The organism is Mesorhizobium sp. WSM3224, assembly GCF_000427725.1.
Classification (GTDB): Bacteria; Pseudomonadota; Alphaproteobacteria; order Rhizobiales; family Rhizobiaceae; genus Mesorhizobium.
Genome location: NZ_ATYO01000023.1, coordinates 83,601 through 108,996 on the forward strand (window position 1 = coordinate 83,601; position 25,396 = coordinate 108,996).

Sequence of the window (25,396 nt, forward strand, 5' to 3'; positions counted from 1 at the left end):
CGCAGGCGAGACGGTTTGCTCCATCCTCGAGCTGATCCGGGACGGAATAATCCTCGAGTTGATTTCAGGGCCGCATCTTCGCGCGTCCAGTCAAACCGTCCGGCCTGTCGTCCCGGTCGATCAGAATGCGCTCTGCCGCACCCTCGAGATCCTCGTACTGGCCGCTGCGCAGAGCCCACAGGAAACCGGCCAATCCAAGCGCACCGAGAAACAGCGCAACCGGGATGAGATAGACAAGCGTCGTCATCGGGGCTGGACCACCATGTAAGGGGTGCGCGCCTTTCGGGCAGGCTTCGTGGACGCTTGAAGCCGCATGGCGTTTGCGACCACGATCAGTGACGAGGCCGACATAGCGATCGCCGCGATGAGTGGCGTCACATGCCCTGATATGGCGATCGGCACCGAAAAGACGTTGTAGACGATTGCAATGGCTACATTCTGACGGATCAGCCGGCCTGCCTTTCGCGAGATATCCAATGCCAAAGGCACAGCCAGAAGGCTCTCCCGCAGGAAGACGAAATCGGCGGCATTGCGACCAATATCGGCGGCGGTGGCAGGAGCCATCGAGACGTGCGCGGCACCCAAGGCCGGCGTGTCGTTAAGCCCGTCGCCGACCATCAGGACCTTGCGGCCAGCCCGGGTCAGCGCCTCGATGTGCTCGACCTTGCCCGACGGAAGAAGCGATGGCATGAAACTGCCGATCCCCAAGGACCTGGCCACGTCACGGCAAGCTTTGCCGGTATCCCCCGATAAGATCTCGACGGACAGGCCCGCATCCTTCAGTTCTTTCACCGCGGTCCCGGCGTCGGGACGCGCGGCGTCCTCAAAGTCAAACGAAGCGACGACCACACCGTTCCTCGAAAGCACCGTCCCGCTGCAGGTGCCATGCTGGCCTTCCCCACCACAGTACGCCTTCCATTCGGCCCATTCCCGTCGGCCCAGGCGCCAAACCTGGCCCTGGGTGGTGGCCTCGATACCGAAGCCCGGGTGCTCGCTGATCGAAGCCGGTCTCTGCTGGTTGCAAGAGCCTGAAAAAGCAGCGATCGCCTTCGAGAATGGATGGCGCGAATGCGTGGCCAGCTCGGCTGCGATCGCCAGCAAGGCCTTATCGATGGATGGTGCGTTCACAAGCCGCGGCCGTCCAAGCGTGAGCGTCCCGGTCTTGTCGAACGCGGCTGTATCGATGGCCGCCAGCCTTTCCATGGCGGAACCATCCTTGACCATGACACCGGCATCGAACAAACGCCGAGCCGCGACCACCTGCACGATCGGCACGGCAAGGCCGAGCGCGCAGGGGCATGTGATGATAAGAACGGCGATTGCGATCGTCCCTGCCAAATGCCAGTCGCCCGATGCGGCCATCCATCCAAGGAAGGTCACAAGCGCGGCCAGATGCACCACCGGGGCGTAGAGGCCAGCGACCCGGTCGGCAATCCTGCGATACTGGGAACGGCCCCCCTCGGCGGCTTCCATCAGCCGAACCATTTCCGCCAGGAAGGAATCCTTCGCGGCCGCCGTCGCACGTAGCGTGAGCGGACCAGTGAGATTGAGTGTGCCGGCCTGGATATGCGCTCCCGGACTGACCATGCGAGGCGTGCTTTCACCCGAAACAAGCGAGCAATCCAGATCCGAGCTGCCGTTGAGGATATCGCCATCAACGGGCACGCGCTCGCCAGCGGCAATCATCAAGTCCATGCCCGCTTCAATCTCTCCCACCGGCAGATACTCGCGGACACGGCCGCGGCGCAGCACAATGGCACCGCGTGCGGCCAGCCGCGAAAGGCCACTCACCGCGGTGCGTGCCCGTTCGCGCATCACGTGGTCCAACGTGCGGCCGATCAATAGGAAAAAGAGCAGCGACACCGACGCATCGAAATAGGCATACTCGCCATGGGTGATCGTTTCGTAGAGGCTCATGGCATAGGCGAGTGAAATCCCGACGGCGATCGGCACGTCCATGTTCATCCGCCCATGGCGAAGGGCATTCCACGCCGAACGGAAATAGATGCCGCCGGCGAAGGCGAGGGCAGGGATGGCAATCAACGCCGAAACCCAGTGGAACAGATCGCGGGTGGCTCCTTGCGCACCGGACCAGACCGAGACAGACAGCAGCATGATGTTTGCGGCGGCGAAGCCGGAAACGGCAACCGCCCGGATCAACTCCGACAAGATTGTGTCCCCCTTGCCGGTCTCCGGGTCGAACAGATACGCCCGATAACCAAGTCGCCCAAGCGTGGCGAAGAACGGTGGCACCTGGTCGCCATGCCAGCGCACCAACACGCGTTTGGTGGATAGATTGACGCGAGCGCTCTCGACCCCCTCCAGCGTGCTCAGGGCCGTCTCAACGATGTGTATGCAGGCCCCGCAGTGAACTGTCGGCACCGATAGAGCGGTCTGGTGCGTGCCACCACCCAAACTGCGGCTGGCCAGTCTGACTTCATCGCTCGACGGCAGCGCGACTGGGTCGACGACATCCAGTGCCGTTTCGGCGCCCGGCGCGCAGCAGCTCATCGCAGCGCTCCCTTCGAAATCATGATGCGGCGGACATCACGGTATGGCGAGGCAAGACCTGCATCGGCGTCGATCTCGACGATCCAGACGCCATCCTTCGGCTTATAGGGCGCGGCGAATTCCCCGGCGCTCTGGCGATTGCCGCCTGAAGCCGCAGCAAGTGTGACGGCTCCGTCCTGCGCGTCGTAGGCTGGATGCCGAAACAGGATCCGCACGCCGTGCAGCCGAACCAGCTTGCCCCTGACATCCACAAGGCTGTAGCGAACCTCGCCGGAGGCAATGGTCAACCTGCCAGCCCAGCCAAGGGCGGCCTGTGCCCGTCCTTCCTTGGCCTTTCCGTTAAACTGCTGGCTGGCCACATAGGTGTTCTCCACCACAAGCCCGGTCCAACTCGCGCTGGCGAGCGTTGCCATGGTCACGTTGACGCCGACGACGACGCCAAAGAAACCAAGAACTGTCAGCAGCATGTGCTTGCCAGTGAATTCGTTTCCGCTAACCGCATTGGGTTTCATCGGGTGATCTCCGGTGCATTGAAGCTGGCGGTGTACTCGGCGGATTCAGAGCTCGCCTCGTCCCCAATCCGAAACGCGAAGCTTTGCGCCGGCTTGCTGACTTGGTTGGCCGGTTGGCGGACGAAGACTTTGAGCATTGTGAGCCGGTCGGGCGCCACTGGAATGGCGAATGAGCGGCCCGCTGGCAGGTCGACGCCGACGACACTCATTTCCGCGCCGGCGAGCCCTTCAAGGCTGAGCATGATCGTCCTCGGCGCGGCGATCATGTTGACCAATTTGACGGTGTAACCGTTTTGGATCGAGCCGTCCGAAAGTGTTACGAATTGCGGATTGCGATCGTGAAGGACAGTCAACGCCAGCCGCTCACGCGTCAGCAGCGAAAACAGGAGCACCAGGCCGATCGCCGACCACGCGCCGAGATAGATGAAGCTGCGCAACCGGAAAATCTTGCGCAGGTGGAAGCCCGCAATAGCGTTGACGAAGGTTGTGCTCGAGCTCCTGATCAGCGCCGGGTTGATGGCACCGGTGCCGCCGGCTGTCGCCAGTGCCATGTTGGCGTTGTAGTCCGCCAAGGTCGCATACGAGACCAGGCCGCGCGCCCGGCCGAGCTTGTCCATCACGCCGTCGCAGGCGTCGATGCACAGCGCGCAGGTAATACACTCCAGCTGCTGGCCATCGCGTATGTCGATACCCATCGGGCAGACAGCCATGCAAGCATTGCAATCGACGCAATCGCCGACGGCCTTTCCGGACGCCAAGGCTTTCTTGGCATGGCGCGAACGGGGTTCGCCGCGCCAGTCGTTATATGTCACCGTCAGCGAATTCTCGTCGAGCATGGCGGCCTGGATGCGCGGCCAGGGGCACATATAGGTGCACACCTGCTCGCGCATCAGCCCACCAAATAGGTACGTCGTTCCCGTCAGGACGGCGATCGTGACATAGGCGGCCGGTGCCGCAGCTCCGGTGAGGACGGCACCGAGCAATTTCGGCGCGTCGGCAAAGTAGAAAATCCAGGCACCGCCCGTGGCAGCTGCGATGATGAGCCAGATCGCATGCTTGGCTCCGCGTACAAATAGCTTGCGGGCCGTCCACCGGGCCGCGTCGAGCTTGATGCGGGCACTGCTGTCGCCTTCGAGCGCCCGCTCAATGACGAGGAACAGGTCGACCCAGACCGTCTGCGGACAGGTGTAGCCGCACCAGGCCCGCCCGACCGTAGACGTGACCATGAAAAGGCCGATGCCGGCCATCATGAGAAGGCCGGCGACATAGTAGAATTGCTGCGGCCAAATCTCGATGAAGAAGAAATAGAAGCGGCGGTTCGCAAGGTCGAGCAGGACTGCCTGATCCGGAGCGAAGGCCCCTCGATTCCACCGCAGCCAGGGCGTCAGGTAGTAGATCCCCAGCGTGACCGCCATGACCAGCCATTTGAACTGGCGGAAGCGGCCCGAAGCACGCTTCGGGAAAATCTTCTTGCGCGCGGCATAGAGCGGTTGCCGAAGCTTGACGCAGGTCACAGCCTCGGCTTCGTGCCGTTCTATCTGCGTTTGGTCCAGCACCACACCTCCAATCGAGAGTCTCCAGCTGCCCGTTAACAATCTTTGCCGCAGCGTGGGTCGCGGCGAAGTGTCGAGGCCCGGCCGCAGCCGGGCCTCGTCGCTTGACGGCGGGGGGCGGGGAATAGGTCCGTCACCTATTCCCCACCGCCAAGCGAATGGATGTATACGGTAAGCTCCTTCACCTTGGTGTCCCCCAGGCGTGCGCCCCATGCCGGCATCACACCCTGCTTGGGTGCGCGGACCTGCGCGGCGATTGCGCTTTCGCCCGAGCCATGAAGCCAGATCGCGTCGCTCAGGTCAGGAGCCCCAAGCTCCCTGTTTCCTTTTGCGCTTTCGCCATGACAGCCAGCGCAATTGTCCGCAAACACCTCCGCGCCGGGCTGGATCAGGGTCTTGTCGCGCACCGACCCCGAAAGGCTTGCCACATAGGCGCTGACCTGGGCGATCTGCTCGGGTTCAAGCACGTCAGCGAAAGCCGGCATTTCTGACTGGCGAGTATCCGCGTCCGAGCCAAAGCGGATCCCGTGCGTGATGGTCTGCTGGATCTGCTCGGCCTTGCCACCCCACAGCCAGTCGTCGTCATTGAGATTTGGAAAGCCCTTGGAGCCCTGAGCGCCCGAGACATGGCACTGCACGCAGTTGACCTTGAATGTCGCGCCGCCGGCTGCGACAGCGAATTCACGCAGCGCATTGTCGGAAGCGATTTCCGATACCGTCTTCTGCTGAATGGCGGCAACATATTTGCCTTTGGCCGCTTCCGCCGCAGCGAGCTCATTCTTGACGTCGTTGCGACTGGAATAGCCGAGCACGCCCTTGCTCGCCGAAGTCAGCATGGGCCATGCGGGAAAGGCGATGGTGTAGGCCGCCGCCCAGGCAATTGTGATGTAGAAGGTTATCACCCACCACCGCGGTAACGGGTTGTTGAGCTCCCTTATCCCATCCCACTCGTGACCGGTCGTTGAGATGCCGGAAACCTCGTCGATATGCTCGCTGCTCATGATCAGTCGTCCTTGAAAGGGATCCGGGCGGCTTGATCGGCCCATGTTCTGCCACGGGGCCGCAGGGCAAAGGCAATGCAGCCGACGAAGAACAGGACCATGGCAAGCAGACCCCAGCTGTCGGCGAACTCCCGCATCAAATCATAGCTCATCGCGCCCTCCTCAGCGGTAGCCGGCTGCATCATCGTAGGTCTTGAAATCGACCAGCGTGCCGAGCATCTGCAGATAGGCGACCAGCGCGTCCATCTCGGTGACCTCGGCTGGATTGGCGTCGAAATCCCCGACCTTGGCTTTGGGATAGCGCTTCTCGAGGTCGGTTGTGTCGGCGGCAGGATCCGCCTGCGCCTTCAGGTCGGCATTGGCATTTGCAATCATGTCGGGCGTGTAGGGAACGCCGACATCAGCATTCGCCACGAGATGGGTTGAAAAGTCTTTGACGTCGAGCGGTGTGTCCTTGAGGAACCCATAGCTCGGCATGATCGATTCAGGCACGACCGAGCGCGGGTTTGTCAGGTGCTGTGTATGCCACTCGTTGGAATATCGATCGCCCACACGCGCCAGATCGGGACCGGTGCGTTTTGAACCCCATTGAAAGGGATGGTCGTACATCGACTCGGCGGCCAGGCTATAGTGTCCATACCGTTCGACCTCGTCGCGGAACGGCCTGATCATCTGGCTGTGGCAGAGGTAACAGCCTTCGCGCACGTAAATATTTCGGCCGACCAGCTCGAGCGGCGAATAGGGCCGCATGCCGTCGACCTTCTCGATCGTGTTGTCGAGGTAAAAGAGCGGGGCAATCTCGACAATGCCGCCTATCGTCACGACCAGCAGTGACCCGGCGAGAAGAAGGGTCGCGTTTCTCTCGATCAGGGCGTGTTTGCTGATCAAGCCCATGTCTGGCTCCTTGCCGGCTGGTAAGCGGATACGGAACCCGGCAATGGCTGTTCTTTGCGCTGGCGGCCAAGGATGGTCATGGTGATGTTCCAGGCCATGATCAGTGCGCCTGAGAGGTACATCGCTCCGCCGATGGCGCGCATGAGGTAGTAGGGATGCATGGCGGCCACGGACTCGGCGAAGGAGTAGACGAGAAAACCCTGCTCGTCGTATTCGCGCCACATCATTCCCTGCATGATACCGGAGACCCACATCGCGGCCGCGTAGACGACGATGCCGAGTGTCGCCAGCCAGAAGTGCCAGGTGACGAGGCGCAGCGAGTAGAGCCGTTCCCGGTTCCACAGTTTCGGAACCATGTAGTAGATCGCGCCGAACGAGATCAGGCCGACCCAGCCGAGCGCACCCGAGTGAACGTGACCGATTGTCCAGTCGGTATAGTGCGACAGCGAATTGACGGTCTTGATGGACATCATCGGGCCTTCGAAGGTCGACATGCCGTAGAAGGCGATGGCCGCGACCATCATGCGAATGATCGGGTCGGTGCGGATCTTGTCCCAAGCGCCCGAAAGCGTCATCAGGCCGTTGATCATGCCGCCCCACGATGGCATCCACAGCATTATCGAGAACGCCATGCCAAGCGTCTGCGCCCAGTCGGGCAGGGCGGTGTAATGCAGGTGATGCGGGCCAGCCCAGATGTAGAGGAAGATCAGCGCCCAGAAGTGGATGATCGACAGCCGGTAGGAGTAGACCGGCCTGTTGGCCTGCTTGGGCACGAAATAATACATCATGCCGAGGAAGCCCGCGGTCAGGAAGAAGCCGACCGCGTTGTGGCCGTACCACCATTGCGTCAGGGCATCCTGGACACCCGAGAATGCCGAATAGCTCTTCGATCCGAGGAACGACGCAGGCATCGACAGGTTGTTGACCACGTGCAGCATCGCGATGGTCACGATGAAGGACAGGTAGAACCAGTTGGCGACGTAGATATGCGGTTCCTTGCGCTTCAGGATGGTGCCGAGGAACAGGATGAGATAGGCGACCCAGACTATGGTCAGCCAGATGTCCACGTACCATTCGGGTTCGGCATATTCCCGGGATTCGGTGATGCCGAGCAGGTAGCCGGTAGCCGCCATGACGATGAAGAGCTGATAGCCCCAGAACACAAACCAGGCCAGATTGCCGCCGAACAGCCGCGCCCGGCAGGTGCGCTGTACGACATACAGAGATGTGCAGAGTAGCGCGTTGCCGCCGAAGGCGAAGACGACGGCCGACGTATGCAACGGGCGCAGCCGGCCGAAATTGAACCTGGGCTGGATGTTGAGATCCGGGTAGGCCAGCTGCAGCGCGATGACCACGCCGACAAGCATGCCGACGACGCCCCAGAACACCGTGGCGATGGTCCCGTAACGAATCGGCCCATCCATATAAGCCGAGGGATCAATCGGAGCTGCCGGTTTCAAGTCGATGTTGCGCAACAAGATTGCCGTGAACCCGGCAAGGACAAAGAACAACACCCACATATGTTGCCGAAAAGGTGCGTCCACACCGAAGCCGGCGGCCACCACGGCCGCGAACGCGAACAGACTCAAAGCGACGATCTCGGTGCCAAACTTCATATCAGGTTCCCGACGGCGGATTTGATGCGGATGCGGTCCGCTCCACATTCTTGCGCAAATGGCCTGTCGGCGCCTTGATCCATGTCAAGGGCAATGGTCGCCAGCTGGACAATGCTTCGTGTGGAATTCACGCGGAGACGTCCTGATGGCCAGCTGCGAATGCTCAATCGCCTTTAATTGCAAAGCCTTGCCGTTTGTCGAAGGCTGCGTTCATGGCAGCCGGCCGTGCCGAGATGTCTGTCTCTGGCACGATCGCAAGTTGCGGATATGCGATGAGCTGGAGGCGATAGCCGATCAACTGCCCAGGGTGGATCGGTTGAAGTGTCTGCTGACGGCAAACGCACTGGTGCCGTTGCTCCGCATGAGCCATTCCTGTGAGGAACAGCATGTATTTCCTGCGTTTGCGAGCGGCGCAAGTGGTGGAGAGCGGGCCGCTTCGATAAATCGCTTGCGGGCCGAGCACATTGAGGACGAGGACGCAGCACAGGATTTGACCGATGCCTTGCTGACGGTCGGGTATCGGGAGGCTGTCGCCAACCCCGAAGCCCTCGGCTTCATGTTAAGGGCCTTCTTTTGTGCGTCGCGGCGACATGTCGCATTCGAGCGGGAGCACATCCTGCCGTTTATCGCACAACGGAACTGAAGAATAGACCGGAGGGCTAAGCGTCAGTAAGCTCCCCAGAAACCGAACAGCGTTGCAGCCGGCTGACGCTATCGACCACGACACGGCGATTGTTCGCGATCCGGATCACGCCATCGTCACGAAGCTTTGTCAGCTGGCGGCTGATGGTCTCCACCGTCAGGCCGAGAAAGTCCGCGATATCGGCACGGGTGAGCGGCAGGTCGAACGTTACCGATCCCTTGCTGGTATCCGTCGCCGGGTCAATATTCCGCGCGATCAGGAAGAGAAAGCTCGCCACCTTCTCGATCGCTGTCTTGCGGCCGAGAGTCACCATCCAGTCGCGCGCCTCGTCCAATGCCATCAGGGTCTGCTTGAACAGTCGGTGTTCCAGAGCCGGCGCCTCCCGCATCATCCGCTCGATTGCCGCTTTCGGGAACGAGCACAGCGAGACATCGGTCGCGGTCTCGGCGTTGATCACGCTTTCCGACTTGAACGGCCGGCCCAGAAAATCGGGCGGGAATTGAAGCCCGACGATCTGCTGACGTCCGTCCGAAAGGGTTTTGGTCAGTTTCACGACACCCGAAAGCACGTTTGAATAGCTCTCGACCGCTTCGGCATCGCCGACCAGCGCGGTTCCTGCTGGGATGCTATGCCTCGAGGAGGTCTTGGCCAAGTCGACCAACTGATTAGGCTCGAGCGCGCCGCAGACCCCGCCGTGCCGTACGTCGCACGATTGGCAAAGCACCGGAATGACCGCACTGTGGACGTCTTGTTGGATGGTCATCGCATCGCCCCCAGATTGATAATCGCAGCACGATAGCACCGCTGGTTCGTTAGGCCTTGCGTCAGTTTGTCCTGCCTGCGCCACGCTTGATCGAAATCAAGGCCGCCGCGGGCATCTGAGGGCAAAATACCGCCATGCAAAAAACAGCAGCCGCAGCCATCGACACCGATCCCGAACTGACTGCCATGTTGCGCGAGAACGTGCCGCGTTACACGAGCTACCCGACCGCGCCACAATTTCATCCGGGTGTTGATGCGGGTCTGGTTCGCAACTGGATGGAGACGCTTCAAAGCGACCACGAGCTATCGCTGTATCTGCACGTTCCTTACTGTCACAAGCTGTGCTGGTTTTGCGCCTGCCACACCAAGCACACGCGGCATTATACGCGGGTGGCGACCTTCCTGCACGCGCTGCATAGGGAGATCGAAACCGTCGCCGCTCTAGTGCGCGGCAAGGGCGGCGTGCGTGCCATCCATTTCGGCGGCGGTTCGCCGACCATGCTGACACCCGAGGACATCCTGGCGCTGGGAAAAGCCCTGCGGGAGTGGTTTGACGTTCTCCCCGATGCCTGCATCAGCGTCGAGGTCGAACCCAACGACATCGACGAAGCCCGTCTGGATGCGCTCGCCGCAATCGGCATGACGAGAGCAAGCCTTGGCGTACAGGATTTTCATCCCAAGGTGCAGAAAGCCATCAATCGCGAGCAGAGCTTTTTGCAAACCAAGGCGGTGGTGGACGGGGTTCGGGCGCGCGGAGCGAAGTCCGTCAATCTCGATCTACTATACGGACTGCCACACCAGACGCTTGAAAGTGTCGGCGTGACAGTTGCGAAGGCGCTGACGCTGGCGCCCGAACGGATTGCGCTGTTCGGCTACGCGCACGTGCCGTGGTTCAAGAAACATCAGACGATGATCGACGAAGCTTGGTTGCCTGACTCCGCCGAGCGGTTGGCACAGTCGCAGCTTGCCGCGCGGCTAATCGTGGGCGCCGGTTATGAGGCGATCGGGCTTGATCATTTCGCAAAGCCGGACGACTTGCTGGCCATTGCTGCGCGCACTGGCGGCCTCCGCCGCAATTTTCAAGGTTATACCGAGGACAACTGCCAAACCCTGATCGGTCTTGGCCCATCTTCCATCAGCCGCTTCCGGCAAGGCTACGCCCAGAACATCGTTGCGACGGGCGAGTATGAGAAAGCTGTGATTGCCGGTCAATTGGTGACGGCACGCGGGATTGAGTTCAGCATCGATGACCTGGCAAGGGGCTGGATCATCGAACGGCTGATGTGCAACTTCGGCTTCTCGGCGCTCGATCTGGTGGAGCGTTTCGGCAAAGCCGGCCAAAGGCTTCTCTGCCAGGCTAGCCGCCTCGCGATCGGTGGCTCAGGCAGGCTGCTAAAACTTGATGGCGACAGTTTTATCGTGCCGCAGGAGAGCCGTCCTTTGGTCAGGACCGTGGCGGCGAAATTCGACAAATATCTCGAGACGGGAACAATCAGGTATTCCCTGGCCGTCTGAAGCCGTTCGGTGTGGCCCCGCATCTTGAACATACCAATCATGGGCGACGTCGTTGTGGCGAACTCTCAAGAAGGTGATCTGGGCGTGTTGGCCTCCATCGTCGGCCGAGACGATCGGCGTTCATCCGGCTGCGGGCTGCAAGAGCGAAGTCAACGCCTCAGGAAGGCAGAGATTCCACGTCGGACAAACGGCAGATTTTGGCTGACCCGCAGGCCAACATGCCTTGCAGCCTGCGCCAGAGGGCGCTCGTCTGTGTAAAGCTTAACCAGCATGTTGGTGGCGTGGTAGAGCGGCGCGGCGGTCAGCCGGTGCCGGATTTCATACCTGCGCAGCAAGGTTGGATCGGCAATATCGCTTTGTTTGCACCAAGCCGTCACGATTCCCTGAGCGAGCCTATTCTGACCGCCAAGGCCGATGTTGAAACCATGCGCTGTGACGGGATGCATGCCGACGGCCGCATCCCCGATAAGTGCGGCGCGCGACGTCCAGAACCGATGTGCCCAGGTCGTGACAAGTGAGTAGGCGTGGCGGCTGCTGGCCAGTGACATTTTGCCCAAGCGTCCGCAACAGCGCCGCGTCATCTCCGCAAGAAAAGCAGCATCGTCCATAACGAGAAGCCTGGAGACCTCGTTTGCCGGAAGCGTGACAAGCAGTGACGACATGCCCTCCGCAAGCGGCAGCATTGCGATCGTCTGGCGATGATCAAACCATTCGGTCGCGATCCGGTGGTGGTTGACCTCATGCCGCACACGACAGATCAGCATCGAGCATCCGAGCCGGTTGATCTCGGCGGCGACGTGCAACAAATCGCGCAGGGCAGACAGGCGTGAATCCGCCGCAACGAGGAGCCGGGCCTTGAGCTGTCGACCATCCGAAAGGGTCACCGTCGCTTCGCGGGGATTGCTTTGGGCGGCGACGACGTTGCAGCCGGCGAACAGGCGTGCATGCGCCCGTGTCCGCACCACGCTGAAAAGAGCGTTGCGAATCCAATGGTTGGGGACCAGAACCCCGAGTGGTTTCCAGCATCCAGCAGGTGCATCGAAGCTCAGTGCGAAAGGGTTCGATCCGTTGAGCACCCGAGCACCAAACAGCGGGGATTTCTCCGAACAAGGAATGGCATCCCATGCGCCGAGCTCTCGTAGAATTTTGATCGAGGCGTGAGTGAGTGCAATCTCACGTCCGTCGAAGGCGGGCTGCGCCAGATCGGCCATCGATTGGCGGTCGATCAGCGCGACTTTGAGGTCACTTGCGGCGAGCGACGCGGCAAAGGCCAAGCCAACCGGGCCGGCCCCGACGACGACGATGTCAAAGCTGGTCATGTCGCGCTAACGCCGTAGTGATGCGAAGGGAGCAGAGGTGGAACCGGCGTTCCCGACAGCGTTCGCATGGCACCGTTCGACATGTTGCCCCTCAAGAGAAAGGAAATTTTGGCGAGATTGATCCAGGTCATGGCCGACCGGCGAGTTCAGACGATCCTTGTAAGAGCAACGTCAGGCAGGTGATTCATGGCCGACATCGTCTTGAGGCTCGTCCGGGAGTGCAATTCAGCGCGAGAACAGGGGATCGATTTTTCCACGATCTGGCAGACAACGCTGAAGCGACATTCCTATGTCGCCGGCCGGCCGCTGCATCATCAGAACGAAGCCGGCCCAGCGATCATGGTCCCATTGATCACCGGTCGTCATCTCATATTTGATGCTTCAGGCTTTCGGCTCGGCTAAACCTCGTGTGATGGCGACCTGCCGCCGGTTCCGGCCAGGGACAGTTGCCGCTTGCATGCGTGATGACGAGACTGCGAAGGACCCTAAGCCCATCACTGTCATGCAAATCCCAAGAGCCACGAAAACGCTTTCCGCTGTCATATCATTCTCCTTTGAAAACGGGGTGAGGAGAGCATGCCATTGACGGACGAGCCTTGATCTGGGTCAATTTCAACCCAAGAGATTGATCGAAACCTGTCCGATTTCGCCGATTTGCCAGCCGGCAACCCGACAGATTGGCCTGCAAGCGCCAATGCCCGTTCACGTCGAGCGTGTGCCAAAGCGCGAAGCAACCTGCCGCCGCATCGCCTTTCTGCGCGGTCTCAGGGACAGCACCTGCACCCTAGCGAAATACTCATCTTAGGCGCCAAGCCCGTCTCTAGCGGTATGGCCCTCTGTGGCATTCGACTCACGACCCCACCCAGATGCGCCCGGAACGGCAGAGACGCGTCTTTTGGCGTGCCCAGCGAAATTTGAGAGAAGCGGCTCGTCGAGTGCGATGTCCGACATCGTCGGACATCGAGATAGCCGTCTCAGCCCTATCATCTTGTTTCGGCACGACCTCTGGCTTGGAACGGTGCGTGCTTGGCTGTCTGCGAATCGTCATCGAACCGGTCTGGACCTCCCATGCCTTTGCCGATCCTTGCGCTTGCCATTGCGTCCTTCTGCATCGGCACCACCGAATTCGTCATCATGGGGCTGCTGCCGGAGGTCGCCGCCGATCTCGGCGTGACGATCCCGGCAGCCGGCCTGCTGGTCACCGGCTATGCGCTGGGCGTCGTCTTCGGCGCGCCCATCGTCGCCATGGCCACCGCGCATCTGCCGCGCAAACCCGTGCTGGTGGGGCTCGCCGCTTTGTTCGTGGTCGGCAATCTCTTCTGCGCCATCGCGCCCAGTTACTGGCTGCTGATGGCCGCGCGCGTCTTCACCGCTTTCGGCCACGGCGCCTTCTTCGGCATCGGCTCGGTCGTCGCGGCAAGCCTGGTGCCGCGCAACAAGCGCGCCAGCGCCATCGCGCTGATGTTCGCCGGGCTGACGCTCGCCAACATCCTCGGCGTTCCGGCCGGCACCGCACTCGGCGAAGCCTTTGGCTGGCGGGCGACCTTCCTGGCCGTGGTCGGCATCGGCCTGATCTCGGTCGCGGCCATCGCCTGGCTGGTGCCGTCCGACGTCACGGAACCGAGCGGCGGCGGTCTGCGCGCCGAAGTCCGCGTGCTCGGCAAGCTGCAGGTGTGGCTGGCGATGCTGATCGCGGCGCTGACCTCGGCCAGCCTGTTCGCCGTTTTCACCTATATCAAACCCTACCTCACCGACGTGTCGGGCCTGTCGACCGCGGCGGTCACCTGGGTGCTTTTGCTGTTCGGCGCCGGCATGACCATCGGCAACATCATCGGCGGCAGGCTGGCCGACTGGAAACTGATGCCGACGGTGATCGGCACCTTGCTGCTAATGGCCCTGCTGTTCGTCGGCTTCATGCAGTTCGGCGCCATCGCCAGCGTCGCCATCGGCATCGTCTTCCTGTGGGGCCTGCTCATCTTCGTCGTCGTGCCGCCGCTGCAGATCCGTGTCGTCGAGGCGGCGTCCGAAGGACCGAACCTTGCCGCCACGCTCAACCAGGGCGCCTTCAATGTCGGCAATGCCGGCGGCGCCTGGATCGGCGGCGTGGCGCTGTCGGCGGGCGTTTCCTATGCCAATTTGCCGCTGGTCGGCGCGGTGCTCGCTTTGCTGGCGGCGATCGTGGCGGTGCTGCTGCAGGCGCTCGATCGCCGTACTGTCCTGCAGACGCGGCCCGCCTAGGCAGGATCCCGGCATTGCTCTTCTTCTGCGGGATCATCCTGTTTACCGGGTCATGGAGAAGCAGCTACCGAGAGCCGCCGATCGCCTACAGCCTGCTCTGGGCCACGGTCGACAAGCAGGAACCGTTACGACCGACTTGCTAAATTGTTTCGCGTCCAAGCCCCGCATAAGTATTTCGTGCAGCATATCTCGGAGCATCGGTCGACAAGATAGCCGTGGCAAGTTCCTCTCATTAAGGGAACTCCATGATCAAATCCGGTCTCTACCCGCTCAAGGCCGATGGACACAGCGCCATCTCAGAACAGGGCAACCTCCCGCAGGAGGGCACCTGCGGTTGAGCTAGGGGTAATGGGCCGAGCGCCGCGCTCGCGTTGTGCGCCGTCCGGCAGGGGCAGAGCATAGCAGGCTTCTTCAACAAGGAGCCTGCTATGCCTCATTCAGTTCTCGAAGCTCCCATCAGCCTGTTGCGCCAGCGGCTGATCGACAATATGAACATGCGGCGTTTCTCACGGGAGAACCCAGCGCAACTATCTCCGCGACATCGGATACTTGGCGACGTTCCTCGGGCGTTCACCAGATGCAGCGACCACCGACCACCTGCGACGGTTCCAGATCAAGCAGCAGGACGACGGTGTTCCGGTGCCGACGATGACAGCATCGTGTCCGCGCTCGCTTCTTCCTCACCCATACGGTGGATCGTCCGGATCCGGCGCGCGACTCGTTCGTCTGGCGCATCGCGCAACCTGCCTACACCGCCAAATCCGAAATCCCCATAACCATCGATTGTGGCCCGCGGTTTCCTTTCTCGGGGATTTTCGTACGCCCGCCGGCGCCTGAAACTCTTCACTGTAGCGGCAAGGCAGCTTACTGATCGACGTCGCCTCAAGCTGACCTAGCGACATTGGAGCTATCCGCTACGCCCCAGAACTCGCGGCCAATATTAATGTAGGTTACGTGAGGTTTGCCGCAGAGGCGCAGTTCTTGTGGTATGGCAACGCTACGGCACGTAGGAGCTAAACCCTCTGAGCAACCTCCGACTGGATCACACAGGTGCTGCCGGATCTGGCGCCTGCAGTATTGAGTTCACAAGCCTCGTCCCGATGTGGTTTCGTGGGTGAGACCGTCATGGCACCACTCGATCTTCCCGCTGCGCAGGAAGAAGTGCGACCGGCACCCGTCCGCCACCCATACTGAGGGATGAAGCGTCGGGACATCGTTTTGGTCCACGTCCAGATCCCATCTCGGTTTGACCCCCTTAAGCAGCATGAGTTCAAGTCGCCGGCCGCACCCGCATGGGCAAATCATCCCGGCCGACCACAGTGTTTCGCCTTCGCGGGCGACGACCAAGTTCATGGGCGCAAGTTCGGCGGGAAGGTCATCACCCTCGACGAACAATACGGTGCGTAATTTTGGTGGCGTCGGCTTTCGGCCGAGCAGCCTTGAAAACCAGCCTGCAATGCCCCGAAAGAACGACTTGAACATCTTAGATACCCAAGGCCGGCAGCCCGAGAAGTGGTTCCGTCAATCCCCCCCCGGGGGGAACCCCCGAGTTCTCAAAAACGCTCTCGGGCAGGTATTCCTGCTCCCCATCCGCCAGCGCGAAAAGCGTGCGCGCGTAGAGCTTGTTTGCTTCGTGCCGATAGGGAAAGGCCCGGGCAATGAATTCAAGCATCGCGGCACTGGCCGCGCGCATATTCAGAGCGATCACCGATGGAGCCTCCCTGGGCGCCCCACGGATGTAACCCTCGTTGACCTCGTGCGCGTAGGCAACTGGGTCGACCCGCGCCAGATACTCCGCCCGTAGCGAAGTAGGTGTGAAGACCTGCCGGTCCGCAAGCGTGGGACCGCCGGGCTGGACATAGTCGATCCGGCCCATCACCTCCGCGATGGCGGTCCCACCCTCGGGTATGCGTCGGGTTGGGATGGTCACGCCCATATCCACCAGAGGGATCAGGAAAGCACGGGCGACAAGGTCACAAATCTGACGCCCTTCGGATGAATCGACGCAGGAGAAGATGATATCGGCTTTTGCGGCTGCGAGCACCGCTACGCGCGAAAAGATGTTCTCCGGAACAGTGACTAGATCGACGTCGTTGCGATAGCGCCGGATCGCTGAGGCGACTACCTCGACCTTGATGGCCGAGGTGTTCGCGTCCTCGATAGATGACCCGAGGATGCGATTCAGGTTTTTGGGTTCCACCGTGTCGAAATCGATCAATGTGATGGTGCCGAAACCCATGCGGGCGGCCTGCTCTGCGATGATGGAACCTGTTCCAGAGACCCCCACGACGCAGGCATGCAGCCCCGCTAGCGTTTCGGTCATTCCGGACCCGAAAGCCATCGCGATAGGTCGCCCTGGTTCTTCATCAGGAAAGATCTTGATGTCATCCCCGACGACGATTACCCGCCGAAAGTGGCCCATCTGTCCGTCCGCGGAATAGAGCCGACCTCGGATAGCACCTGGCGGAGTCATTATCGCCGAACCGTGGCCTGCCTGCGGCTCCGGCCCACTCCAACCGGAGAAGATGCTCGGGATCGTCACGCGGTCGCTCTTGTCATCGATCGCCGAGAACACCGGGTATCCACCCGGATGGGAATGGATCAGGATGATGGAGAGTCCCAGGTCCTCCGCCTCTCCGATGGCGTCGGAAAGCCTTTTGCCCGGCCAGGTGATCCAGTCCGGCTCGCGCGACCGGCATTCCTCGTGGGGAACGAGACGCACCCCAGTCACCAACAGCCGGTTGCGCACCGGTGTGATGTCCCTGCAAAGCAGAATAGCCGCCGCCTCCTTCCCATCCTCCGGCAGAAGGTGCCGCGTGAGGACATCGTGGTCGATGCCGGACAGGACCAGGTCAAACGCTTGGCTCATCCCTCGACCTCTTGCAGCAGGGCGGAGTCGACCAGTGCAAGGTGTGACAGGACATTGTCAACGCTCGGCTTCCACCGTGATGCCGGACCACGATGGCGAGACCAGCGCTGGAACGACATCCCGCAGATGGTCGCGTTAGCCTCCGTCTGGGGAATAGGGCGGCCGTTGGTACGCTCCAGACGCGGCGAGCAGTAGAACATGTCGATCTCGGCGGCCGGGTAGCTGCTAGGAATATCGAGCGCCATGGTGACGGCCGCGTGATTGTATCCCGTCGGGACCGAGTAAGACCGCATCACCAGCCACCGGTGGCCGCCTTCAATCACGGTTTCCCACGACAGTCCCAGGGCCGCCAGCCCCTTTTCGTCTGTAGGGAGTAGCTTGAAATCGCATTTTGCCGCGAATTCGCCGTTGTTCACATCCTTGGGAGTCAGACGGAGCTTCTCGATGCCGGGTGCGCGAAGGTCGATGGCGTCGTCCAATGTCACTGGACGTTTGGAGTCGGATGTCTTTAGAATAATTATCCATTCCTGTGCGGGGTCGAACCCGGCTTCGGCCAGTGCCTTCCGGACCGTGATGACCGGGTCTGTCGACTTGATCGTCACTCCTTGGACGTTTAGCTTCCAAATGGTCTCCTTGGAGTAGATGTTTTCCACCCCCGCCTCGGCGAGAGACACGTCCTGATCCCTCGCGATCGAATGGTCGCTGCCCTTTTCCTTGGTGAGGTAGAGCTCTGCATGGGCGTCGATGTGGGCGAGCTTTCGAAGCGCGGCTTCATTGATCTTCCGCTTTGGCCAAACGATCGACCGGTCGTCCAGCACGAGCCTGAACAGCCTGTCGCTCTTCGAAACGATGAAGCGCGCCGGGGCCGCAGGCGGAATCTGCACGACCTCGTCGGGCCGGATCTCCTCGATATCGCCCCCTGGTAGCCAGTGCAGCACTACATGTTCCTCGCGCGGCGCCGCGTCTGCGTACGCTAGGATCTGATGGCCTGTCAGGGTCCTGTCGGAAACAGTAATGGGTCGGAAAACGAGGTCGACGTCGGCTACCTCGATGAAGTCGACGAGATGCTTGCCAGCCTGAGTCATCGGAAACTCCGTTGCATGAGTCGTTCTGAATTGCTATCTAGCAATCAAGAGGTCTCAATTGCAAGAATGAAATTCGATGGCGAGATCGGAATTCCGTACTGAGTCATTTTACGAGGCACTGGATCGTGCGCGGTTGATCCGAAGGCTCAACTGGAAGCAGGTGGCCGAGGCATCCGGCGTGAGCGCATCTACATTGACGAGGCTGGCCCAAGGGAAAAGGCCGGACGTGGACAGCCTCGCGTCGCTGGTCAGTTGGTCCGGTCTGAGCGCCGACGCTTTCGTGGGCGGCCGGCCCAAGCCGCAGGCGACGGAGCCCCTCAGCCAGATCACAAGCGTCCTGTACGCCGATCAGAGCCTTTCCGAGGATGGTAGGGACACCATGATCGATATGATCACCGCAGCTTACACGCGGCTAACCAAGAATGCGAAGTGAGGTCGATGTTGGACGAAGATCAGAAAAAGGCCATCAAGGAACTCCTGCTGAAACGGGAACGCGAAAGGACCGCCACCGCCGAGCTCGCCAAACAGTGGCTGGTAGAAGAAGGTCTCCTTAATAGGGACGGCAAGCTTCAGCCCCAGTTCGGCGGCGAGGGTAAGGGCGAGCAGGACGATTGAGCGACGTTCGCACGGGCTTTGTCTTGGGCTATCATGGATGCGACGCCACAGTCGCCGAAGCGATCTTTGCAGGCGGCTCCATCAGGCCTAGCGCCGAAAAATATGATTGGCTGGGACCGGGCGCATATTTCTGGGAGGGTGATCCCAAGCGTGCCCTAGAATGGGCAGAGGACCGCGTCGCCCGGGGAAAGTTCACGAAGGCGGCGGTAGTCGGCGCCATTATCGACCTCGGTCATTGCCTTGACCTGACTAAAAGGTCCGATCTCGAATTGCTGAAGGACGCTTTCGCGTCCTTGGAATCGGCGTTCAGGAAAGCTGGCGAGGCCCTGCCCGAAAACCAGGATCCGAAGAAGGGCGGGACGGGCGACAAACTATTGAGGCTACTGGACTGTGCGGTGATCGAGCACCTTCATCAGAACATCGACGCAGTCGCCACGGAAGCGGCCAAGAAGGGCGAGGTGCCTGCCGTCCCCCCGTTCAACACGGTAAGGGGCTTGTTCGTCGAAGGCGGCGAACTGTACCCCGGGGGCGGCTTTCATTCCCGCAACCATACGCAGATCGCCGTGCGGCAAGAAAAGTCGATATTGGGTTATTTCAGGCCGCGCAACTGACGCAGTGTGCTCGCCGCGGGCGGATATTGCGGGTTGATAGCAGGGTCGAAATAGTGCTTTCGCTTCACCCAAATGAATCCTTCGTTGAGAGTAAGGATGGCGAGATCGATTGGCCCACCGACCGTCTCCTTTTCGTTGGAGTAACGCCGTTTGCGCGACGTGATCTCGACCAGTGAGTGCGCGAGTTCTCCTAGTTCCTTCTTGGACATGTGGTTGACCACGGAGACGATCGCGTCACGGGATTTGCTGCGTAGCCTCTGCAGTTCCTGCCGGTAGATCGCAATCGCCTCGGTTTTCGCCGCCCCCGCCGCCTTTTTCTTGAAGGCGGAGCCGGCCCGGTCAATCACCTCGCCGATCGCCGCCGCCGCCGCTTTTTCGAGGTCGATCTCCCACTTCCCATCTATCCCGAGCATGAAGCGTTCGGGCATGTCCTTCTGTGCGAAGGGCACGACAGCGGCCGTAAGGGTGCGCCGGTCGATTTCGACCGGCGGCGCGGCCTTCAACTTGCGCGCGCGCTTGAAAAAGATCCCGTCCCATTCGATCGAGGCCAGCTTCGGCAGCAGGTCGTTTGAGCCGAAGCCCGCAAGCACGAAGCCGGTGTAGGCATTAGAACGGTGATTGGACCTAATTACAGCGAAGACCATTTCGTGCAAGCCATGAAGCAGGTCCTCGTCGATTTTGATGAAGGATGCTAGCCATTCTTTCGCGCGAGACGAGATGAGCTCGCCATAGATCTGGACGAACTGTTCTAGGCTGATGTCCTGCAGAAAGTTATCGTGGTGACGATCGGCCCGGGCTTCAGCCGCCCGTTCGGCGATCTTCCTTTGCAGAAACTTTTTACGGTTCGGTTTTCTGCCAACCCGAACCAAGGCCTCCGAAAGCAAGTTAAAGACCATCCTTTGAAGGGTTTTCAGCTCTTCGTTCAACATCACTTGGAAATGATCATTGTGGTCGGCTTCGTCCGATGCTGTATCTATCAGGAACCGCTCGAACGGGTCCCAAGCATCGAACAGGTCGCTGGGTTCGTTCCTGGTAAGCCGCTCGCGGTACCGCCGTACTAGGACGCCCAACGGCATGTTCATGAAGAGTGCGTTGTTGTAGATCATCAGACCGATCGGCAAAAATCTGGAGAGCTCAAAGATTTTTTCCGCGGAGTCATAGGTCTTGGACGACTGGGGGCCGGCAAGCGACATCGCGCTGTCTGCTGCGAGCGCGACGGCTTCCCGGTTTAGTATTGCAATCTCTGCGGTCATGGCTGCTCCGGCGTTCAGTCTGATCTTTCGCCAGGGCGGCGAAGAATTGACCTAATCGAAAACTGATTTCCCATACGTTAATGCTGTAAGGCGTTGCCTTAATGGTTGCCAGACAAATATTTATTCGGCGTCCTTCTGGACAAGACAGGAACACTGGCCCTTTCCGACAATTTTTTGGCAACGCGTCTCTGGTCAAGGGAATGGGCAAGACCGGCGGTCCGCTGTACTACCGCTGCTTGTCGCTCGACACGCTAGTCGCCATTGGCGCCGAGATGGAGTCGTAGGCAACTACTAGCGAGGGCTCGTCTATGCTTTCTGCCATACCTCGGTTACCGGATCCCGTCCGCCTGACGAACTGACTCGCTGGCCGCTCCCCAACGGTGCGAGCTTCGATCTGAATTTGTTCGACGTCGAAAGCACGACGATCGCTGTCCGTTTCTGGCTTTGCCGACGTCGGTGCTCCGAGGAGGGGACGGTTTCTCAAGATAGTAAGCGACTTTCGCTGGAGTAACGGCCATGTCGCCGACTACCCTTCTGCGCCATCTGTGGTTGTCGCGAACGTTTGCTTTCGAATCGGCGAGGAGGGGGTCGGCCACGGCCGCATACGAGGCGCAAAGCGGCCACTGCGGTGCGGTAGACAAAGGCCGCCTTTGGGTGATGCACAAGCGGCGAGTGTCTGAAAATTTTAACCAGATTGGGAGGGTACCAGCTCGGCTACCGCCCGAGACCGCACCCTCAATCCCGAGCTGCCTAAATGGAGAAGGTCTCATGCAGGATTGCCTCTTGCCTTTCGCGAGAGAACCCTGTCGCTAAGCGTTGTGCGGTTCAAGTGATTCATATGATGACAGGCTACCAAGAGCGCGAGGCCTCCATTGAGGCTGCCGCCCCCGACGTTAGCTTCTTACCCCGGGCGTTTGGGTCTTCGGGAATGGAGATCGACGTCGGAGCGCTGTCCAGAACGTGCCGCCAGACTTACGCCCAGTCTCCCCGTGTCGTCGAGATACTGAGGCGGCACTCGCTCAATCGGAGGTAGCTTAGCTATGTCATACGCGGTCAAGGAGATATTCTATACGCTACAAGGTGAGGGGCGGAATGCGGGACGGGCAGCCGTATTTTGTCGCTTCGCAGGATGTAACCTTTGGTCGGGCCGTGAGGCCGACCGCGCTATGGCAATCTGCGGATTCTGCGATACCGATTTCGTTGGTACGGACGGTTCCGCGGGCGGACGCTTTGCGACCGCACAGGGGCTTGCATCTGCGGTCGAACGGGCCTGGCGCGGGTCTGGGGGCGGGAAGCGCCTGGTTGTGCTTACCGGAGGGGAACCCCTTCTGCAGGTTGATGAAGAGCTGATAGAGGAACTACGCGCCGCAGCGTTTGAAATCGCTGTGGAGACCAACGGCACCATCCGTCCGCCGGCTGGCATCGACTGGTTGTGTGTCAGTCCGAAGGCAGAGGCTCCGCTCCTGGTCACGGCCGGGGACGAATTGAAGCTCGTTTATCCCCAAATCAATGCCGAGCCAGAGCGCTTCGAAGGCTTGGCATTCGACCACCTGTCGCTCCAACCGATGGATGGACCTGAACGCGACGCGAATACCGCGGCCGCTGTCGCCTATTGTCTTGCTAATCCAAGCTGGCGGCTGACCCTTCAAACCCACAAGTTCCTGGGGATCCCATGAAAATCACGCAGGCTTTCACCTTTGAGGCAGCTCATCGCCTTCCCCAAGTACCCGAATCCCATCGCTGCCACCGAATGCATGGCCACTCATACCGTGTGGATCTTCGTCTCGAAGGCCCAGTCGACCGGGAGACGGGTTTCGTCGTGGACTTCTTCGACGTCGAGGCTGCTTTCGCCCCCCTTTTGCAGTGCCTTGACCATCACTGCCTAAATGAGGTTGAGGGTCTAGCAAATCCCACCGCCGAAAATATCGCTATCTGGATTTGGGACCGAATAAAGCCCCTGCTGCCGCAAATTGCATCGGTAATAGTTTGGGAGACCCCGCAATGCGGGGCTGAATATGAAGGGTGAAACGATGCAACAAGATTCCGAGACTGCGCTCGTTCTGTTTTCCGGCGGCCAAGATTCAACCACTTGTTTGGCTTGGGCGCTCGAGACATTCGCGCGCGTCGAGACAATCGGCTTTGACTACGGGCAGCGGCATCGGATCGAACTAGACGTCCGGCCGCGCGTGCTCGATCAGTTGCGGAGGGGCTTTGCGGGGTGGAGTGCTCGCCTCGGCGAAGATCACCTCATCGATATAGCGGTGCTTGGAGATCTGAGCGAAACGTCGCTTACCCGCAGTGTCGAAATCGCGATGCAGGAGAATGGACTCCCGAATACCTTCGTGCCTGGCCGTAACCTTCTCTTCTTGACGTTCGCGGCCGCTGTCGCTTATCGCAGAGGCTTGAGGCATTTGATAGCTGGCGTCTGCGAGACGGATTACTCAGGCTACCCCGATTCTCGAGACGACACGATCAAAGCGATGCAACTCGCTCTGAACCTTGGAATGGAGACGCGCTTTGTCATCCACACGCCGTTGATGTGGATCGACAAGGCGCAGACTTGGGCCTTGGCGGAACGGCTAGGAAAAGAGGCGCTGGTCAAACTCATCTGCGAGGAAACTCACACCTGCTACAATGGCGACCGCGAGCACGCCCATGCCTGGGGTTTCGGTTGCGGAGCCTGTCCAGCATGCTTACTGCGCGCCCAAGGTTGGGAAAGCTTCCTCTCCTCCAGATCGAACCCCAACCCTGCCGGAAAGGCAATTTGACTGCGGCCGGGTCGAGTCAGGATCTCGGCATCGTCCATGTTCGCGTTGCTCGCTATCGTGAGACTGGCTCGCTTGCTGGACAGGTGACCGCAACCGATGTTCGGGACAACCGCACAGCGCCGGAATGGGCCGAGGAAAATGCGGTACCTTGTTACTTTTTGGCGGTGTAACTTGGCGCCTGGCATTGTAAACGCGCGGTCAGGGGGATTGACCAAATGGAAATTTTCGAAAGACTTGAAGCATTGGTCGATGCGCCCGACGCCGAAGCCGTCAATCATGCACGTACGATGCTGCGTCAGGTCGAGTCGATCATGACCGCCGACGCAATCCAGCAGTTCTTGCTGGACCTGATGACCTTGGTCTTTGTCGTGGAATGTGCTCGTCACAATTTTCACGCGTCCGCGAGAAAGCTAGTTAAGGTTAGGCTTGCCATGCTCAAGATGGTTTGTAGCGTCTCAGCCTGACGGTATTGTGGGATGCTGGGGCTTCTAGATAGAGAGGATATCCTTCGCCAGCTGAGGCCGTCTTGATCGACGGCCTCTACACGCGAGCGAGATTCCTGGGACCACGCCGTTGGTTGGGTGCGCTGCCTTCGCGGGAAGAGCGCTGAGTTCAGACCTGCGGTTTGATATCGTCTTGTGGGGTCGAACCGCCGTTAAAAAAGTTCGTCGCCGTGCTGAACCGGTTGGTGGAGTTCGTATTCACGAGTTTCAGGAAGTTTTCGTGGTCAGGTCCGCCTTTTCGGATCCTGCGTGCCTGGACGATGCTAGTGACCTCGGCATAGTCAATGTCGACATTGACATGCCGCGACGACGAGCAGCAGGATTTCAGCTCAAGGAAGTGCTGTTTGAAGTTGATTTGGCGGAGAACGATTGCTCCGTAATCGTAATATCCTCCGGCCCCATTGTTGAGAAGGTAGCTCTGATACGTGCATGTCACCGCCCTGTATTGCTGTGCGTTGGCATTGGCTCTGAAGGTGATGTCACCCATTGCCGTCAGGAAGGACTGGAAATCTGTCAGCAGCGACGCCCCGTCGGTGATGATCGCCTGCGCAACCAAGGAAAGAATATCGGCTGAGACAGAAGTTCCAATAGCCGATTTTGAATAACTTTTCTGCCGTTCTCCTCCAATTGAGAGGTTTGGGATGTTGCTAAGAACGTCGGTCCATGTCCGGATGTCTAGCTTCTTCCGATCAATGCTTGGATGATGTCTCTGCATGTAGTCGTGAATTAGCCCGCCAATCGCAAGAAGATTATCCTCGTTTTCGTTCATTATCGCGCTATACATCTGGTCGGCTGTTTTCTGGCCGATGAGGTGGAACTGAATCGTCCCTTGTTCGTTAGCGATACTATCCTCCCCCGGGGGTGCCGCATCTGTCAGGGCGAAATGCAGAGGCTTGGCGAGGAAATATGCGTGCGCTGCCTCGTAACTCTTGTCCGAGTATCTTTGTTCACGCTCCTGAACATCCAGTGCGTATTTGTTCGACATCTTATTCTCCTACGTGAGGTCTAGATTGCTGAGGCGTCTCAAATGCGCTGAGCCCTAAGTATCAGCTATGCCTCTTGGCTCAATTGAATGGCGGCCAAAGAGGGAAGAGGGTTAACTGATTTGAATGTGCAAGTGTGAAAACC

26 protein-coding genes are annotated in these 25,396 nt (G+C 60.0%); 11 read left to right on the forward strand and 15 right to left on the reverse strand.

Annotated elements, in window-relative coordinates:
• Nucleotides 1–64: 64 nt before the first annotated feature.
• The 8 genes from ccoS to ccoN all read right to left on the reverse strand — a co-directional run bounded on the left by ccoS (nucleotide 65) and on the right by ccoN (nucleotide 8,087).
• Nucleotides 65–247, reverse strand: coding sequence for a cbb3-type cytochrome oxidase assembly protein CcoS (gene ccoS, locus YU3_RS0125860; RefSeq protein WP_027168925.1), 183 nt, complete (start codon nucleotides 245–247; stop codon nucleotides 65–67).
• Entirely contained in the window at nucleotides 244–2,511 is a 2,268-nt protein-coding gene (locus tag YU3_RS0125865) for a cation-translocating P-type ATPase (RefSeq protein WP_027168926.1), read from the reverse strand. Before YU3_RS0125865 ends, ccoS begins: the two co-directional genes overlap by 4 nt.
• Nucleotides 2,508–3,023: a FixH family protein gene (locus YU3_RS0125870; RefSeq protein WP_027168927.1), complete on the reverse strand. Its 516-nt coding sequence runs from the start codon at nucleotides 3,021–3,023 to the stop codon at nucleotides 2,508–2,510. Before YU3_RS0125870 ends, YU3_RS0125865 begins: the two co-directional genes overlap by 4 nt.
• A complete protein-coding gene (ccoG, locus tag YU3_RS0125875; protein WP_027168928.1) occupies nucleotides 3,020–4,579 on the reverse strand; it encodes a cytochrome c oxidase accessory protein CcoG in 1,560 nt (519 codons plus the stop codon). Before ccoG ends, YU3_RS0125870 begins: the two co-directional genes overlap by 4 nt.
• Nucleotides 4,580–4,713: 134 nt before the next feature.
• Nucleotides 4,714–5,577, reverse strand: a complete 864-nt coding sequence (ccoP, locus tag YU3_RS0125880) for a cytochrome-c oxidase, cbb3-type subunit III (RefSeq protein WP_027168929.1) — start codon at nucleotides 5,575–5,577, stop codon at nucleotides 4,714–4,716.
• Nucleotides 5,578–5,579: 2 nt separating this feature from the next.
• Nucleotides 5,580–5,729 carry a CcoQ/FixQ family Cbb3-type cytochrome c oxidase assembly chaperone gene (locus tag YU3_RS0125885; protein ID WP_027168930.1) on the reverse strand — a complete coding sequence of 50 codons (150 nt, stop codon included), beginning with the start codon at nucleotides 5,727–5,729 and terminating at the stop codon, nucleotides 5,580–5,582.
• A 10-nt stretch (nucleotides 5,730–5,739) separates the two neighbouring features.
• Nucleotides 5,740–6,471, reverse strand: a complete 732-nt coding sequence (ccoO, locus tag YU3_RS0125890) for a cytochrome-c oxidase, cbb3-type subunit II (protein ID WP_027168931.1) — start codon at nucleotides 6,469–6,471, stop codon at nucleotides 5,740–5,742.
• A complete protein-coding gene (gene ccoN, locus YU3_RS0125895; RefSeq protein ID WP_027168932.1) occupies nucleotides 6,462–8,087 on the reverse strand; it encodes a cytochrome-c oxidase, cbb3-type subunit I in 1,626 nt (541 codons plus the stop codon). Before ccoN ends, ccoO begins: the two co-directional genes overlap by 10 nt.
• A gap of 145 nt (nucleotides 8,088–8,232) precedes the next feature.
• Between ccoN and YU3_RS37605 the strand changes: the two genes are divergently transcribed.
• Complete coding sequence (locus tag YU3_RS37605) at nucleotides 8,233–8,730, forward strand: hemerythrin domain-containing protein (protein ID WP_027168933.1); 498 nt, start codon at nucleotides 8,233–8,235, stop codon at nucleotides 8,728–8,730.
• A gap of 16 nt (nucleotides 8,731–8,746) precedes the next feature.
• Here the strand turns inward: YU3_RS37605 and YU3_RS0125905 are convergent, their stop codons facing one another.
• On the reverse strand, nucleotides 8,747–9,493 hold the full coding sequence (locus tag YU3_RS0125905) for a Crp/Fnr family transcriptional regulator (protein ID WP_027168934.1): 747 nt from the start codon (nucleotides 9,491–9,493) through the stop codon (nucleotides 8,747–8,749).
• A gap of 134 nt (nucleotides 9,494–9,627) precedes the next feature.
• Here YU3_RS0125905 and hemN point away from each other — a divergent pair, with 134 nt between their 5' ends.
• A complete protein-coding gene (gene hemN / locus YU3_RS0125910) occupies nucleotides 9,628–11,007 on the forward strand; it encodes an oxygen-independent coproporphyrinogen III oxidase (RefSeq protein WP_051334093.1) in 1,380 nt (459 codons plus the stop codon).
• 149 nt (nucleotides 11,008–11,156) lie between these two features.
• Here hemN and ubiM read toward each other — a convergent pair whose 3' ends face one another.
• Nucleotides 11,157–12,326, reverse strand: a complete 1,170-nt coding sequence (ubiM, locus tag YU3_RS0125915) for a 5-demethoxyubiquinol-8 5-hydroxylase UbiM (RefSeq protein WP_027168936.1) — start codon at nucleotides 12,324–12,326, stop codon at nucleotides 11,157–11,159.
• A gap of 186 nt (nucleotides 12,327–12,512) precedes the next feature.
• Here ubiM and YU3_RS0125925 point away from each other — a divergent pair, with 186 nt between their 5' ends.
• Nucleotides 12,513–12,728, forward strand: a complete 216-nt coding sequence (locus YU3_RS0125925) for a hypothetical protein (protein ID WP_027168937.1) — start codon at nucleotides 12,513–12,515, stop codon at nucleotides 12,726–12,728.
• 666 nt (nucleotides 12,729–13,394) lie between these two features.
• Complete coding sequence (locus YU3_RS0125930) at nucleotides 13,395–14,564, forward strand: MFS transporter (RefSeq protein WP_027168938.1); 1,170 nt, start codon at nucleotides 13,395–13,397, stop codon at nucleotides 14,562–14,564.
• A 1,083-nt stretch (nucleotides 14,565–15,647) separates the two neighbouring features.
• Here YU3_RS0125930 and YU3_RS37610 read toward each other — a convergent pair.
• Genes YU3_RS37610 through YU3_RS0125945 form a run of 3 tightly spaced genes read right to left on the reverse strand, consistent with a single transcriptional unit; the run spans nucleotide 15,648 to nucleotide 18,518 of the window.
• Nucleotides 15,648–16,046, reverse strand: a complete 399-nt coding sequence (locus tag YU3_RS37610) for a DUF6527 family protein (protein ID WP_084508333.1) — start codon at nucleotides 16,044–16,046, stop codon at nucleotides 15,648–15,650.
• 1 nt (nucleotide 16,047) lies between these two features.
• On the reverse strand, nucleotides 16,048–17,433 hold the full coding sequence (locus YU3_RS0125940; RefSeq protein WP_027168940.1) for a ThiF family adenylyltransferase: 1,386 nt from the start codon (nucleotides 17,431–17,433) through the stop codon (nucleotides 16,048–16,050).
• Nucleotides 17,430–18,518, reverse strand: a complete 1,089-nt coding sequence (locus YU3_RS0125945) for a multiubiquitin domain-containing protein (RefSeq protein ID WP_027168941.1) — start codon at nucleotides 18,516–18,518, stop codon at nucleotides 17,430–17,432. Before YU3_RS0125945 ends, YU3_RS0125940 begins: the two co-directional genes overlap by 4 nt.
• Nucleotides 18,519–18,594: 76 nt before the next feature.
• Here YU3_RS0125945 and YU3_RS0125950 point away from each other — a divergent pair, with 76 nt between their 5' ends.
• The 3 genes from YU3_RS0125950 to YU3_RS0125960 are packed head-to-tail and all read left to right on the forward strand — an operon-like array spanning nucleotide 18,595 to nucleotide 19,744.
• A complete protein-coding gene (locus YU3_RS0125950) occupies nucleotides 18,595–18,951 on the forward strand; it encodes a helix-turn-helix domain-containing protein (protein ID WP_027168942.1) in 357 nt (118 codons plus the stop codon).
• Nucleotides 18,952–18,956: 5 nt separating this feature from the next.
• Nucleotides 18,957–19,133, forward strand: coding sequence for a hypothetical protein (locus tag YU3_RS40820; RefSeq protein ID WP_156913606.1), 177 nt, complete (start codon nucleotides 18,957–18,959; stop codon nucleotides 19,131–19,133).
• On the forward strand, nucleotides 19,130–19,744 hold the full coding sequence (locus YU3_RS0125960) for a hypothetical protein (protein ID WP_027168943.1): 615 nt from the start codon (nucleotides 19,130–19,132) through the stop codon (nucleotides 19,742–19,744). The genes YU3_RS40820 and YU3_RS0125960 overlap by 4 nt, the downstream gene beginning before the upstream one ends.
• Here the strand turns inward: YU3_RS0125960 and YU3_RS0125965 are convergent.
• Nucleotides 19,723–20,997: a hypothetical protein gene (locus YU3_RS0125965; protein WP_027168944.1), complete on the reverse strand. Its 1,275-nt coding sequence runs from the start codon at nucleotides 20,995–20,997 to the stop codon at nucleotides 19,723–19,725. The two genes, YU3_RS0125960 and YU3_RS0125965, sit on opposite strands and share 22 nt — an antisense overlap.
• Before the next feature lie 1,040 nt (nucleotides 20,998–22,037).
• Between YU3_RS0125965 and queE the strand changes: the two genes are divergently transcribed.
• From queE to YU3_RS0125995, 4 genes are all read left to right on the forward strand, one after another.
• A complete protein-coding gene (gene queE, locus YU3_RS0125980; protein ID WP_027168946.1) occupies nucleotides 22,038–22,673 on the forward strand; it encodes a 7-carboxy-7-deazaguanine synthase in 636 nt (211 codons plus the stop codon).
• Nucleotides 22,670–23,023 carry a 6-carboxytetrahydropterin synthase QueD gene (gene queD / locus YU3_RS39750; protein WP_084508335.1) on the forward strand — a complete coding sequence of 118 codons (354 nt, stop codon included), beginning with the start codon at nucleotides 22,670–22,672 and terminating at the stop codon, nucleotides 23,021–23,023. Before queE ends, queD begins: the two co-directional genes overlap by 4 nt.
• Nucleotides 23,024–23,027: 4 nt before the next feature.
• A complete protein-coding gene (queC, locus tag YU3_RS0125990; RefSeq protein ID WP_027168947.1) occupies nucleotides 23,028–23,765 on the forward strand; it encodes a 7-cyano-7-deazaguanine synthase QueC in 738 nt (245 codons plus the stop codon).
• 215 nt (nucleotides 23,766–23,980) lie between these two features.
• The gene (locus YU3_RS0125995; protein WP_051334094.1) at nucleotides 23,981–24,229 is read left to right on the forward strand and encodes a hypothetical protein; all 249 of its coding nucleotides are present in this window, start codon (nucleotides 23,981–23,983) and stop codon (nucleotides 24,227–24,229) included.
• Nucleotides 24,230–24,377: 148 nt separating this feature from the next.
• Here the strand turns inward: YU3_RS0125995 and YU3_RS0126000 are convergent, their stop codons facing one another.
• On the reverse strand, nucleotides 24,378–25,253 hold the full coding sequence (locus YU3_RS0126000) for a hypothetical protein (RefSeq protein WP_027168949.1): 876 nt from the start codon (nucleotides 25,251–25,253) through the stop codon (nucleotides 24,378–24,380).
• Nucleotides 25,254–25,396 lie beyond the last annotated feature (143 nt).